This is a genomic window from Ruegeria sp. G12 (assembly GCF_056533565.1).
Genome location: NZ_JBQFOO010000012.1, coordinates 110,459 through 123,176, shown reverse-complemented (window position 1 = coordinate 123,176; position 12,718 = coordinate 110,459). Strand labels below are relative to the sequence as shown.

14 protein-coding genes are annotated in these 12,718 nt (G+C 64.6%); 7 read left to right on the top strand and 7 right to left on the bottom strand.

The features are described 5' to 3' along the window. Positions 1-2 precede the first annotated feature (2 nt). Positions 3-1,067, top strand: coding sequence for a tyrosine-type recombinase/integrase (locus ACR0JN_RS21305; protein WP_480888496.1), 1,065 nt, complete (start codon positions 3-5; stop codon positions 1,065-1,067). 3 nt (positions 1,068-1,070) lie between these two features. Here ACR0JN_RS21305 and ACR0JN_RS21300 read toward each other — a convergent pair whose 3' ends face one another. Continuing rightward, entirely contained in the window at positions 1,071-1,385 is a 315-nt protein-coding gene (locus ACR0JN_RS21300) for a type II toxin-antitoxin system RelE/ParE family toxin (RefSeq protein ID WP_480888495.1), read from the bottom strand. Continuing rightward, a complete protein-coding gene (locus ACR0JN_RS21295; protein WP_480888494.1) occupies positions 1,382-1,645 on the bottom strand; it encodes a type II toxin-antitoxin system ParD family antitoxin in 264 nt (87 codons plus the stop codon). Before ACR0JN_RS21295 ends, ACR0JN_RS21300 begins: the two co-directional genes overlap by 4 nt. Before the next feature lie 194 nt (positions 1,646-1,839). On the opposite strand from ACR0JN_RS21295, the gene repA reads away from it, so the two are divergent. From repA to ACR0JN_RS21265, 6 genes are all read left to right on the top strand, one after another. After that, positions 1,840-3,063 (top strand): plasmid partitioning protein RepA, encoded by a 1,224-nt coding sequence (repA, locus tag ACR0JN_RS21290; protein WP_480888493.1) that lies wholly within the window; start codon positions 1,840-1,842, stop codon positions 3,061-3,063. After that, the gene (repB, locus tag ACR0JN_RS21285; protein WP_480888492.1) at positions 3,053-3,988 is read left to right on the top strand and encodes a plasmid partitioning protein RepB; all 936 of its coding nucleotides are present in this window, start codon (positions 3,053-3,055) and stop codon (positions 3,986-3,988) included. The genes repA and repB overlap by 11 nt, the downstream gene beginning before the upstream one ends. Positions 3,989-4,187: 199 nt before the next feature. Beyond that, positions 4,188-5,387, top strand: coding sequence for a plasmid replication protein RepC (gene repC, locus ACR0JN_RS21280; protein WP_480888491.1), 1,200 nt, complete (start codon positions 4,188-4,190; stop codon positions 5,385-5,387). 91 nt (positions 5,388-5,478) lie between these two features. Beyond that, positions 5,479-6,120, top strand: a complete 642-nt coding sequence (locus ACR0JN_RS21275) for a Crp/Fnr family transcriptional regulator (RefSeq protein WP_480888490.1) — start codon at positions 5,479-5,481, stop codon at positions 6,118-6,120. Between the two features lie 65 nt (positions 6,121-6,185). Then, on the top strand, positions 6,186-6,374 hold the full coding sequence (locus tag ACR0JN_RS21270; protein WP_480888489.1) for a YgaP family membrane protein: 189 nt from the start codon (positions 6,186-6,188) through the stop codon (positions 6,372-6,374). 8 nt (positions 6,375-6,382) lie between these two features. Further along, positions 6,383-7,000, top strand: coding sequence for a rhodanese-like domain-containing protein (locus ACR0JN_RS21265; RefSeq protein ID WP_480888488.1), 618 nt, complete (start codon positions 6,383-6,385; stop codon positions 6,998-7,000). On the opposite strand, the gene ACR0JN_RS21260 is transcribed toward ACR0JN_RS21265, so the two are convergent. From ACR0JN_RS21260 to ACR0JN_RS21240, 5 genes are all read right to left on the bottom strand, one after another. Continuing rightward, positions 6,997-8,484: a TIGR01777 family oxidoreductase gene (locus tag ACR0JN_RS21260; protein ID WP_480888487.1), complete on the bottom strand. Its 1,488-nt coding sequence runs from the start codon at positions 8,482-8,484 to the stop codon at positions 6,997-6,999. The genes ACR0JN_RS21265 and ACR0JN_RS21260 overlap by 4 nt on opposite strands. An 8-nt stretch (positions 8,485-8,492) precedes the next feature. Continuing rightward, complete coding sequence (locus tag ACR0JN_RS21255) at positions 8,493-9,131, bottom strand: DUF4166 domain-containing protein (RefSeq protein ID WP_480888486.1); 639 nt, start codon at positions 9,129-9,131, stop codon at positions 8,493-8,495. Between the two features lie 63 nt (positions 9,132-9,194). Then, on the bottom strand, positions 9,195-9,758 hold the full coding sequence (locus ACR0JN_RS21250) for a GbsR/MarR family transcriptional regulator (RefSeq protein ID WP_480888485.1): 564 nt from the start codon (positions 9,756-9,758) through the stop codon (positions 9,195-9,197). A gap of 121 nt (positions 9,759-9,879) precedes the next feature. Further along, positions 9,880-10,365, bottom strand: a complete 486-nt coding sequence (locus ACR0JN_RS21245) for a plastocyanin/azurin family copper-binding protein (RefSeq protein WP_480888484.1) — start codon at positions 10,363-10,365, stop codon at positions 9,880-9,882. A gap of 15 nt (positions 10,366-10,380) precedes the next feature. Next, a complete protein-coding gene (locus tag ACR0JN_RS21240) occupies positions 10,381-12,588 on the bottom strand; it encodes a HEAT repeat domain-containing protein (protein WP_480888483.1) in 2,208 nt (735 codons plus the stop codon). Positions 12,589-12,718: the final 130 nt, after the last annotated feature.

Below are 12,718 nucleotides of genomic sequence, written 5' to 3'. Positions count from 1 at the left end.
GAATGAACCTCATGAAGCCCCCTGCCCCATATCTGCCCGCCGCCTCTCCGTCGCTTTCTGTCGAAGATCAGGAGGCGCTGACCGATCTCTATGTGCGCGGCACGCCCGCCAATACGCTGCGCGCCTATGAACGGGATCTGCTCTATATCACCGCCTGGAAAGCGGCGCGATTTGGTGCGGCACCGGACTGGCCGGAAAGTGAGGCGACCGCTCTGACCTTCATTCTCGACCACGCGCGCGATCTGAACGATGCAGCCCCGGACGACCGTGCCCGCCAGACAGCAGAGGCGCTGGTCGCGCAAGGGCTGCGCAAGTCGATGGCTTGCCCGGCCCCGTCGACGCTGGATCGGCGTATTGCGTCGTGGCTGGCGTTTCACCGGATGAAGAACCTGGCCAGCCCGTTTGATGCGCCGCAAGTGAAACAGGCCCGGTCCAAGGCCCGTCGTGCGGCAGCCCGGCCCCCTGCCCCAAAGTCGCAGCACCCGATCACCCGGGATGTGCTGGAGCAGCTGCTGGCCACCTGCCGGGGCTCGCGTCGCGATTGCCGCGACCGGGCGATCCTGATGCTGGGCTGGGCCAGCGGGGGGCGCAGGCGGTCCGAGATCACCGGGCTGATGCGCGAGGATGTCTCGCTGAAAGAGTTCGACAAAAGCGGGGTCGTCTGGATCTCGCTGCTGGAAACCAAGACCACGAGCAAGGGCGAGACGCCCCGGCTGGTTCTGAAAGGCCGCGCCGCGCAGGCGCTGGTGCATTGGATCGAGGTGGGCGAGATCACGGACGGTGCGTTGTTCCGGCCAATCTCCAAAGCCGACCGGGTGCTGAAACGTGGCCTGACCCCGGATGCGATCGCGCAGATCGTCAAACACCGGTTGAAACTGGCGGGACTGCCCGAGGGCTTCGCCTCGCCCCACGGGCTGCGCTCGGGCTTTCTGACGCAAGCCGCATTGGACGGGGCCCCGATCCAGGCCGCCATGCGCCTGTCGCTGCATCGTTCGCTGGCTCAGGCGCAGAAATACTACGACGATGTGGATATCGCGGAAAATCCAGCAACCGATTTGTTGGGGTGAAGATCAGGCGCGCCGACCCGTGCGCGTGATCCAGTCTGCCCCGCCATAGGTGATCGCCACCACGTGGACCTCGCGCAGTGCATCATCGACGGTAAAGGCGATGACGGCCCGGCGGGCGGCGGGGATAGCCCGCAGGCCCGGCAGGATATGGTCGCGCAGCGTGCCGCGATGGGGCAGCGTGCGCAGGCTTTGGGCCACCTCGGCGATCTCGGCCAGCTTGCGGCGGGCCACCCGGGGCCCGGCGTAGTCTTCGATCAGGTCGGAAATGGTCAGCAGATCATCCGCCACCGACGGATGATAGCGCAGCTTGTATGTCACGCGTCGCGGTCCAGACGGCGCAGGGCCGGGGCAAAGACATCCTCATGCTCGACAAATTCCGCGCGCGGGGTGGCGGCACGACGGCGGATTTCGTCGGCCATGGCGTCCAGTGCGACCTCGCGCGCTTCGTCATCCTCGATCATCCGTTCCACTGCTGCGGCAACAGCGGCCGACGCCGAGGCATAGACCCCCTCGCCCACCTTTTCCTTGAGGAATCGGTGATGCCGGTCGGTGAAGCTGAGCGTGGTTTTGATGGTCATGGCGGGCCTCCACAGTCATACTTGGTCATACTTGTGGGTCAAGTCAACCCTGTTTGCCTTGTGGCTCAGCCCCTTGAGACCACAGGATATGGAAAAAACACTTGCAAGAATCGCAGTTCCTGCCCCATTAATTACGGAAAGCAGTGAATAAAACGGCAGCAAGCGTAACAACGCAGCGCCAAATGAGGGCAGAGATGGACGACGCAACCCTAGCAGGGACGCCGCAGACAGGCCACACACAGGAGCGGATCGACCTGCTGGTGGGTGATCACGCAAAGCGGCTGTCCGAACGCCTGCAAGCCCATCGCGCGCAATTGTTCCCGCCCGACGCCAAACGATCCCTGCGCAAGTTTACCTCCGGTGAGGCGGCGGACCTGCTGGGCGTCAAGGACGCCTATCTGCGCAAGCTGCATCTGGATGGCCGTGGCCCCTCGCCCGAGACCCGCGCCGGGGGCCGCCGGTATTACTCGCCCGAGGACATTCAGGCGCTGCGCGAGTTGCTTGAGGCCGGGGCCAAGGCCCCCGGCACTTACCTGCCCGGACGGCGGCCGGGGGATCATCTGCAGGTGATCACCGTGATCAACTTCAAGGGCGGCTCGGGCAAGACCACCACCGCCGCGCATCTGGCGCAGAAAATGGCGCTGGATGGGTATAAGGTGCTGGCGATTGATCTGGACCCGCAGGCCAGCCTGTCGGCGCTGCACGGGTTCCAGCCCGAGTTCGACCTGCTGGATGGCGGCACGCTGTATGATGCGATCCGCTATGACGATCCGGTGCCGCTGCGCGAGGTGATACAGCAGACTTATTTCACCAATCTGGACCTGATTCCCGGTAATCTGGACCTGATGGAATTCGAACACGACACCCCCCGCGCGCTGACGCAACGGGACGGTAACCTGTTTTTCACAAGGATCGGCGACGCGCTGGCCTCGGTTGAACAGGAGTATGATGTGGTTGTCGTCGATTGCCCGCCCCAGCTGGGGTTTCTGACCATGTCGGCCCTGTCTGCGGCGACCGCCGTACTGGTGACGGTGCATCCGCAGATGCTGGACGTGATGTCGATGTGCCAGTTCCTGCTGATGACCTCGAACCTGCTGGGCGTGGTCAGCGAGGCCGGGGGCAACATGTCCTATGACTGGCTGCGCTACGTGGTGACGCGGTATGAACCGGGCGACGGGCCGCAGAACCAGATGGTCAGCTTCATGCGCTCGATGTTCGGTGATCATGTGCTGAACCATCCGGTTCTGAAATCCACCGCGATCTCGGATGCGGGGATCACCAAACAGACGCTCTATGAGGTGGAAAAGGGCCAGTTCACCCGCTCGACTTATGAGCGCGCGATGGAGAGCCTGAACGCGGTGAATTCGGAAATTGAAACGCTGGTGCAATCGGCTTGGGGGCGGATGAATGGCGCGTAAGAACCTGCTGAAAGGGCTGATGGAGGCCCCCCCTGCCCCGTCCGAGGGCGAAGCGCCTGCGCGTGTGGATGTGGCCAAGCCGCGCTACGGCTCGGGCGCGATCGGGGCGGTCAGCCAGTCGATTTCCGACCTGAAATCGCGCGCGGTGCAGGAGATTGACCCGCGCATGATTGATCAGGGCGGTCTGCAGGACCGGCTTGAGGAAAACGCCGGGCTGGCCGAACTGGTCGCCTCGATCCGCGAGTACGGCCAACAGGTGCCGGTGCTGCTGCGGCCCAACCCCAATGATGGCGAGCGCTATCAGGTGGTCTATGGCCGCCGCCGCGTCGCCGCGCTGCGCGAGCTGGGTCAGCCGGTCAAGGCCCTGATCCGGGTGCTGGATGACCGCGCGGTGATCCTGGCGCAAGGCCAAGAGAACTCGGCCCGCCGCGACCTGAGCTTCATCGAAAAGGTCAATTTCGCCCGCCAGATGCAGGATATGGGCTATGACCGCAAGGTGATCTGCGACGCGTTGCATGTGGATAAGACGTTGATATCACGTATGCTTTCCGTATCCGACCGCATCCCTGAGGCGCTGATACAGGCCATCGGGGCCGCGCCCTCGGTGGGCCGGGACCGCTGGTTGAAGCTAGCTGATCTGCTGCCCAGGGATCAGGTGCCGCGCGCAGTGGATGCGGCGCAGGGCGAGACGTCAGATGCAAGGTTCGAGGCCGTTCTGACCGCCCTCACCCCGCGCAAACCCCCTGCCCCGCGCAGCGATGTGCCGCTGCGGGGCGCGGATGGTTCGGCGCTGGGGCAGATGCGGCGCAGCGGCACCAAGGCCGTGCTGACGCTGAACACCAAAACGGCCAAAGGGTTCGAGGACTGGCTGGCCGAGAATATCTCAGACCTTCATCACCGCTGGAAAACCGGCCGGGATGAGTAACCCCGCATAAGCGGGACAATCGTGGAGCAGCGACAAGGAGGCACGAAACAGACAGGACGAAAAGAAAAGACCCCTCAGAACCGAAGTTCCAAGAGGCCTGAATTGGTGATTTAGCACCTCCGATTCTATGGCTTGTAGTTGACGGTTGTCAACTGGCGTCGAGTCCGGCGGGTGAAAAAGTTTTGTCTCGTGACAGCATATGGAACACATCACAACGACGCCCTTCGGGCGGCGGCCGGTGACGGCTGGCCTGATCGAACAGACACTGGCGATGCAGGCCGCGCCCGAGGTCACGCATATCGACAAATGGGAGCTGCTGCGCGATCTGTGCACCGCCCGGCGCGCTTTTGAGGTCACCGATCGCGATCTGGCTGTGCTGAACGCGCTTGTCTCGTTCCACCCAAACGCGGCGCTGTCGGACAATGACAGCCTGATCGTCTTTCCGTCGAACGTGGCCCTGTCCGAGCGCGCCCACGGGATGGCCGAAAGCACCCTGCGCCGGCATCTGGCGGCCTTGGTCCATGCGGGGCTGATTGCCCGCCACGACAGCCCCAACGGCAAGCGCTATGCCCGCCGGGGCGCGGATGGCGAGATCGCCCGCGCCTTTGGCTTTGACCTGCGCCCGTTGCTGCACAACGCGGCGCACATCACCGAGGCCGCCAAACAGGCCCGCGCCGATCAGGCGCTGCTGGCGGCGGCGCGCGAGAAACTCTCGCTGCTCAAGCGCGATGCGCTGAAACTGGCGCTCTACGGGCAGGAAAACGCCCTGCCCGGTGATTGGGAGGCGCTGCTGGCCTCCCTGCTCGAGGTTCACAAGCAGATGCGCCGCAAGTTGGACCTGACTGATCTGGCCGATCTTGAACGCCGCACTGTGGATATCCTTGCAGATATCCGGGCGCTTCTGGCGCTGGAAACAGAAGAAATGAGCGGCAATGACAGTGAATCTGAGCGGCTGTATCAGAATTCAAAACCAGATACTCCTGAATCTGAACCTTGCTTAGAAAAAAGCAAAGGGGGCAACGTCGGGACTGATCCTCAAACCACGGCGCAAGTGGACGGGGCAGTTCCGAACATCCCGTTGCCTCTGGTCATCAAGGCCTGCCCGGACATCCTGCCCTATTGCGAGCGCGATCCCCGCGACTGGCACGATCTGGTCGTGGCCGCTGGCTATGTGCGCGGGATGATGGGCATTAGCCCCTCGGCCTGGCAAGAGGCGCAGGAGGTGATGGGTCCGGCAACCGCCGCCGCCACGGTGGCCTGCATCCTGCAACGCTTTGGCGACATCAACAGTCCCGGCGGCTATCTGCGCGCGCTTGCGGGCAAGGCGGCGCTCGGCGCGTTCTCGCCCGGGCCGATGGTGATGGCCTTGCTGAACGGATCGAACCGGGCGGCGGCCTGAGTTGACAGCTGTCAACTTTGCGCGTGGTCGGGTTTGCCCCGAGGCCCTCCCGCGCCTACATCGACAGGGACAGCGGCACGGAGAACCGACAGTGACCGACCAGAACTGGAGCACCGCCCTGCTCGACCGGCTGATGGCCGAGGGCACCGATCTGACCATCCCGGACGGGGCCCAACTGTTTGCGCCGGGCGCGTATGGAGAGGTGTTTCTGATCGTCCGCGCAGGCATCGTGCGGGTGGAACAGACCAGCCCGTCGGGGCGGACGGTGGTGCTCTACCGGGTTGGTCCGAACGACAGTTGCGTGATGACGACCTCGTGCATGCTGTCCGACATCCCCTATTCCGGCTTCGGCTATGCCGAGGGCCCGGTCACCGCGCTGGCCATCGGGCGGGACCGGTTCAACTCGCTGCTGGCCAAGGATGCCGCGTTTCGGGGCGCGGTTTTCATGGCCTTCTCGCAGCGGATCGTGGAACTCTCCGAGGTGATCGACGACCTTCTGCTGAACCGGATGGATCAGAAACTGGCGCAGTGGCTGCTGGATCAGGGCGCGCAATCGGCCGATATCCACACCACCCATCAGCGCATCGCCTCTGAGCTTGGCAGCGCCCGCGAGGTCATGTCGCGCATCCTCAAGGAATTCGAGCATCGGGGCTGGGTCCGGCTTGAACGCGGCGTGGTTCACCTGCACGACCGCCCTGCCCTGAGCCGCCACGCGCGATCCGGATCTGTGTGACCTCGTCACATAACCCGGACTTAAAACCTGCGAATCTCGGGCCTGATCATCAAGGAGATTCGACCATGCAACTTACCTCTAATGTGGGCTCAATCGACAGGGTTCTGCGGCTGATCCTCGGCAGCGTTCTGATCCTTCTGGCGGTGACCGGAACCATCGGCCTTTGGGGCTGGCTGGGGGTCGTGTTTGTGGTGACGGCGTTTATCAAGTTCTGCCCGATCTATGCGATGCTGGGCCTGTGCACCGACACGTAGGCCAAGCAATGACCCGGCCTGCCCATGCCACCCGGCGCGCGCTTCTGAAACTGGGGGCCGCCAGCGCGCTGGTTGGCCCCGCCTCGGTGGTTGCGGCGGCCAGCCCGATTGAAACCGCTGTTGTTCCGGCGCAGCTGTCCGATCGGCAGCGCACCCCTCTGGGCCTCTACCTGACCCCGCACGAGGCGCACGCGGCCTTGCAGCACGATCCGGACATCCTGTTCGTGGACGTGCGCGACCCGATCGAGATTTCCTTTGTCGGCCATCCCGAGGGGCTGGACCGGATCATCCCGCTGGGCGTAATGACCCATCAGGTCGACCCGGTCGGCGGCCAGTACCGCATGGCCAACAACCCCAATGTGGTGGCCGAGTTCGACGCCTTGCGGGCCGAAAAGGGCAGATCAAAGACGGACGCGATTTTCGTGACCTGCAGGTCGGGCGCGCGGTCGGCGGTGGCGGTGCGGCAACTGGCGGCTGCGGGCTACCAGAATGTCTGGAACCTGATCGAAGGGTTCGAGGGCGACAAGGACGCCAACGGCGTGCGGGCCGTGAATGGCTGGCGCAACGCCGGGCTGCCATGGGGCTATCGTCTGGGTCCCGGCGTCGCGTGGACCGGTGCGGCTTAGGCGCGACGTTCCTTTGGGGTGGCGCTGTTCGGGGCCATCCGTGCGCCGGTGATGGCCGCAAGGGCAGGGGCCAGATCCGGGTGGGTGAAGCGGAACCCGTGGCGCAACAGCTTCGCGGGAACCACCCGCTGACCGCGCAACAGGGTTTCGCGGCCCATATCTCCGGCGACGGCGGCGATCAGCCAGCCAGGTATACGCAACAGGGCAGGGCGGTTCAGCGCATGTGCCAGGGCCTGCGTGAATTCCGCGTTGCGCACCGGGTTCGGGGCAGTAGCGTTGAGCGGCCCGTTGATATCCGGGCGCGACAGGGCAAAGGCGAGGGCGCGGATAAGATCGTCCCGCTCGATCCATGGCATCCATTGCTGGCCGTGCCCCAGTTGACAACCGGCCCCAAATTCGAACGGGGTCAGCAACCGCGCGAGCATCCCGCCCTGCGTGCCCAGCACAAGACCGATCCGCAGCAATACGACCCGGACGCCCATCTCGGCAATCGGGTCTGTGGCGCGCTCCCAGTCATCGCAGACCTGATGGATGAAGGCGGGGCAGGGGGCGTCGTCTTCGGTCAGGGTCTCATCCTGTCTCAGCCCGTACCAGCCGACGGCCGAGCCGTTGATCAGGCAGTCAGGTTTATGTTCGAGCCTGCGGATCAGCGCGCAGATTGCCTTGGTCATGGCAACCCGCGACCGGATGATGCGGTCCCGTTTCCGGGCGGTCCACAGGCCGTTTGCCACCGGCTCACCGGCCAGATTGACGATTGCATCAAACCGCTCGGTACGGTCGATCTGGTCCAGTGTGGTGATCAGACGCACCGGATGGGCCAGCGTGTCGGCGGTGCGCAGATCGCGGGTCAGGACGGTGACGGAATGGCCTGCGGCGACCAACGCCTCGACCAGCCGCTGACCGATGAAACCGGTGCCGCCGGTGATCAGCACATGCTGCCGTGGCGCAAGGGGCGCGACCAGAGGGGCCGGGTTGACAGCTGTCAACCGCGCGCTGCGGTTCGCGGCCAGCAAATCGCGGACGCTGAACAGACCCACGCCAAGGGCGGCGCAGGTGGCCATGACGCTCCAACCGCCATAGCTGACCGGGATCAGGGCCGAGGGCAGGGTGGACCAGTGCCAAAGATACGGCGCGGCCAGCGCAAGGATCGCGCCATAGTTCAAGGCCAGCAGGGTGTGATTGATGCGTTCGCTGGCGGGCAGGCGACGGGTCAGATCCTCTTCGACGAAATCCCACAGGGTGATCAGCACCTCGAGGGTCAGGATTACGGCCAGAACAAGGGTGAACAAGCCGTGCGGTTCGAACCAACCCAGGCACAGGAAGATCAGCGCGTAGAACGCGTTGCGGATGCCGTGCAGGCGCAGTTCGGTCCTTTGTGACGGCCGCCAGGCCAGACGCTCGGTGCCTTCGTGATGCACCAGCGTGTCAAACGCGCCCATGGCAATCTGCAGGGCGACGAGGGTCCAGAGAAGGGGGTTGTCCATGTCAAATCCTATCCGTCGTGAAATATGGCGTCCTGCCGGATCAACTCTCCGAACAGGGGGCTGCGCAGGCTGAGCGAGAATTCAAACCGCCCGTCGCCCAGATCGGTGTGGGCAATGGTCAAGGCTCCGGGGCCCAGCCAGCGGGGCAGGCGCAGTTTGCGGCGGCCCAGTTGCACAAAGTAATGATCGCTGAGAAACCGGATGCCTCTGCGGTCGGCCTGCACGTGCAGGGCGATGCCGATTCCTGCACCGATATACTCCTCGATCCCGGTTGGCCCGGCGAACCGTTTCGAGCTGTGGATGACCTGCGGAAACCCGTCCGCGCGACCGTATTGGCGCACCCAGAACTGGCCACGCCCGGCGCGGTCCTCGGTCACGGTGACAACCGCAGGCTGGCCGATACAGGCGGTGTCAAAGGGCAGGGGGCCGCCCACCAGCCGCGCCAGATGGGCCAACAGGCGGCCCGCCCGCGTCATCCGCATCGTCACCACCTTGCCCTGATAGACCACGCTGGCCCCCTGGGTCAGGCAATGGCCAAAGCGGTGCTGCACCGGGCGGGGCAGGGCGGCCCAGGCGGTTGGGCCGATCAGATCGCGAAACCGGGTGTCGGTTTGCGGCGCGTGGGGTGAGAAATTGATCTGTTTCATCTGACACCTTATGCGTTACGTACTGACATTTCTGTATTGAGAGAAATAAGCGAGTAAAATTTTTTACGGCCCGGCCTTCTTGCCCCCGATCTTGAGAAGCGACAGGATTTTGTCGCCCATTTTCATCAGCGCCGACAGGTTGGATTTCGGCACTGACAGCATCTGGTCCGACCACTTATCCGCCGTGTTCAGGAAATCCTGCATGTTCTGCATCCGCTGCAGCACGACCGGGGACAGGCTGGTTTCGGTCGCCGCCTGCGAGACGCAGATGTCGAGCGCGCGCATGGCGGGGTCGATCTCGCGCTCTTTGCGGCCTTTGGCGATCAGCAGGGCCATGTCCCAGACATCGGTTTCCGCCGCGAAATGCTCGCGCCGGTCGCCGGGGACGGGGACACGGTGGATCAGACGCCACCCGGCCAGTTCCTTGAGCGAGTTCGACACGTTCGAACGGGCAATGCCCAACTCGTTCGAGATTTGCTCGGCGTTCAGGGGGGCCTCGCTGAGGTACAACAGCGCATGGATCTGCGCGACCGAGCGGTTCACGCCCCACTGGCTGCCCATATCGCCCCAGTACAGGATGAACTTTGCCCGCGCGGTCGAGTCGGATAGGTCGGTAATTTCTGTCATGACAGAAATATGAGACAGATTGCGCCGCAGGTCAATCCGGTTTGTGCAGGTGCCCTTGGCTCGGCAGGGCAGGGGCGACCACAGACGGCAAAATCAGGCGTGTCGGGTGCGGGCGAGCCGCCTAGCCATTTTCCTGGGTCAGATGATCGAACAACTCTTCGAAACCGGCCTGTTCGGCCTCGCCCAGCTTGGGCAGATAGGCCTTGGCATCTTCGAGGTTCGAGCTGGGATCGCCGACCACCAGCAGCATGACCATGCCATGGCGGCCATGCACGCGGCAGCGGATGCCATAGACGCCCTCTTTCTCGAACGTCACATCCATCTCGGGCTTGCCGCGAATCTCGAAACTGCGGGCCCCGACGGGGATCATGCGGGTGATGGCGGTCACGGTATGCCGCCCGGTCGAGCCCTTGAAGCGCACGGTTGCCCCGGCGGGGACTTGCAGGAACTTGGGTTCGAACCGGAAAGCATGGGCCGGGGTATCGGCGTTCAGGTCGATGATCTGATGCACCACCGCGACCTCGGGGATGTCGTCGGCTTGTGCGGCGGGGCCAAAGGTCATGGCACCCGCCAGAATCGCTGCGGCCAGTTTCAGCGAAGTATTCATCTGTCCCTCCGGGGTTCAGGCCGCCCGAGAGGTTCCCCCCAGCAGATCGGCCAATGCGCTGATCATCACCGGCCATTGCGCGCGGCGGTCTTCATCGCGCAGTTCGGCCAGAAGTTCGTGGCCAATGGACACCACGGCGGGGGTGCTGTCATTGACATAGGTCACGATGCGCTGCTCGGGGTTGGCCAGCAGGAAGGGCACGATGGCGGCACCGGCCTGATCAGGCGCAGTTTCCGACAACAGCCGCATCGCCGCCTGCCGCACGGGGGCCGAGACATCATCCAGCAGGCTGCGCGCCACATCCGGCGTGCCGTCCCAGCGGGTCAGGATCTGCATGGCGTCGATGCGGAAGGCGGTATCGCCGGTCTTCACCATCGCCCGCAGCTTGCCGCGCAGGCTGTCCTGCGGCGGCAGATCGGCCTGTTGCAGCAGTTTCAGGGCCTGCAGCGCAAGGCCCGAGTCGGTGTGCGACAGGCCCTTGGTGATCAGGTCCACCAGTTGATCCTGTTCCAATTCCACACCGTTGCGGGTGACTGCGGCGGCCAGTGCCGAGAAACCCTGTTGCGCGATCTCGGTCTCGGGGTCCTGCGCGATCTGGGCCAGCATGATCTGCATCCCCGGCACCTCGCCCAGCAGGCGGATGGCGGATAGGCGTGTTTCCCGTTCCAGTGCTTCGGCATTGTCGTCCAGCGCGACGCGGCGGCGTTTGGGATGGCGGGTGGCCTTGGCCAGCAGCGCCTGTTCGCGGGGGGTCAGCGGTTGCACCTCGTCCTCTTGCGCCTCCTGCGTCATCTCGGCCGCGATGGCGTCATGACCGAGGATCGCGCCGAGGCTTGAAGTCGGGCCGTTCTCGCCGCCATCCGAGACATCCAGTCCGGCCTCTTCCAGCGCGGCGATGTCGGTTTGCGGGGCCTCTTCTTCGGGGGTTTCCTCGGCGGCCACGGGCATCGGGGCCAGCGCGAAGGACAGCAGCAATTCGCGGCCCTGCTGCTGGTTCACATGCGGGCGGTTCGTATCGGTGACGATCATCGCCAGCGACGCGACGGCCTTGAGTCGCACCGACCGGAACGGCGCGCGGCAGGCGCGTTGCAACCATTCCGCCGCCTCGCGCAGAGGGGAAGTTGCCAGCGCGTCGACGATGGCCCATTGGATACGCTCGGCCTTGAGGTCGTCCGCATCGACCGAAAACAGCGCGTTCAGGCGATCAGCCACCAAGTCCGGGGCCAGCGCTGCCAGCAGGCCCAGTGCCTGTGCGGACACTTCGGGTTGTTGACCGGTGGCGAGGAAGTCCAGCACCTGCCAGCGCAGGTCTTCTTGGTCCGCGATCGGCGTGTCGCGGTCCAGCCGGTCGAGCAGCGCCAGTTGCACCTTGGCACCGGGGTCGCGCATCATGCGGTCCAGCAGTTCGGGTTCGGAAAAGCCGGACTGGGTCAGGGCCGCGATGCGGATATCCTCGACCGCATCGGTCAGCGCCTGTTCGACCAGCGCCGGATCGCCGGGCATCAGCGCCTCATAAGCGATCAGGCGCACGGCCCCGTCCTTGTCGGTGGTGGCTTTGCGCAGGATCGCTTCGGCCTCGGCCCCGCCGATTGTGGCCAGCGTGCGCAGGGCGCGGTGGCGCAGGCGGCGGTTCGAGGATTGGGTAAATACGCCCAGCGTCGGCACGGCGGGCTGGCCGATCCGGCCCAGCGCTTCGCAGGCCACATCGCCCAGCTCTTGCCCGTCTTCGTCCATCAGGGCCATGACGATGGGTTCAATCGCGGCCGCGTCACCCATGCGACCCAGCGCTTTGATGGCGGCGATCTGGGTGTCCAGCCAGTCGTCCCATTCGTCTTGGTGCAGCTCGTCCTCGTCCCATGTGATATCCTCGCCGCGTCCGGTGACGAGGGTGCGCAGATAGGGCGCGGCGTCTTCGGACTTCAATTCGGCCAGAGCGGTCACGCAGGCCAGTTTCACCTCACCGCAGGGATCGTGGATCAAGTTCTCCAGCAGTTGCGGCGCGGCGTCCTGCACGCCCAGCGCGCCCAGCGCCTGCGCCGCGTCCTGACGGACGTCTTCATCATCGTCCAGCAGCGCCTCGACCAGTGCGGGGCTGTTGGCGGCACCAATGGCGGTCAGGGCCTGTATGGCGCGCAGGCGGATCACGTCATAGTCGGATTTTGCGTATTCGGAAAACAGGCCAGCGGCCTCATCGCGCAGGGCGGTATCGGAATGCATGTTCATATCGGGTCTGCCATGTTTTGCGTTGGGACAGGTTGGGTGAAAGTGGAAGGCAGGTTTCCCAACCGAAGCCTGCCTTCCATGTGGTCCCTTCTGCAGTGGGACCAGACCCGGGGGGCGGCATGGCGACCGC

Coding starts and splice junctions, on each gene's coding strand:
- ACR0JN_RS21250 (WP_480888485.1), bottom strand. CDS start 9,758: ATGACAGAAATTACCGACCTATCCGACTCGACCGCGCGGGCAAAGTTC.
- ACR0JN_RS21295 (WP_480888494.1), bottom strand. CDS start 1,645: ATGACCATCAAAACCACGCTCAGCTTCACCGACCGGCATCACCGATTC.
- ACR0JN_RS21240 (WP_480888483.1), bottom strand. CDS start 12,588: ATGAACATGCATTCCGATACCGCCCTGCGCGATGAGGCCGCTGGCCTG.
- ACR0JN_RS21260 (WP_480888487.1), bottom strand. CDS start 8,484: ATGGACAACCCCCTTCTCTGGACCCTCGTCGCCCTGCAGATTGCCATG.
- ACR0JN_RS21245 (WP_480888484.1), bottom strand. CDS start 10,365: ATGAATACTTCGCTGAAACTGGCCGCAGCGATTCTGGCGGGTGCCATG.
- repC (WP_480888491.1), top strand. CDS start 4,188: ATGGAACACATCACAACGACGCCCTTCGGGCGGCGGCCGGTGACGGCT.
- repA (WP_480888493.1), top strand. CDS start 1,840: ATGGACGACGCAACCCTAGCAGGGACGCCGCAGACAGGCCACACACAG.
- ACR0JN_RS21305 (WP_480888496.1), top strand. CDS start 3: ATGAACCTCATGAAGCCCCCTGCCCCATATCTGCCCGCCGCCTCTCCG.
- ACR0JN_RS21255 (WP_480888486.1), bottom strand. CDS start 9,131: ATGAAACAGATCAATTTCTCACCCCACGCGCCGCAAACCGACACCCGG.
- repB (WP_480888492.1), top strand. CDS start 3,053: ATGGCGCGTAAGAACCTGCTGAAAGGGCTGATGGAGGCCCCCCCTGCC.
- ACR0JN_RS21270 (WP_480888489.1), top strand. CDS start 6,186: ATGCAACTTACCTCTAATGTGGGCTCAATCGACAGGGTTCTGCGGCTG.
- ACR0JN_RS21265 (WP_480888488.1), top strand. CDS start 6,383: ATGACCCGGCCTGCCCATGCCACCCGGCGCGCGCTTCTGAAACTGGGG.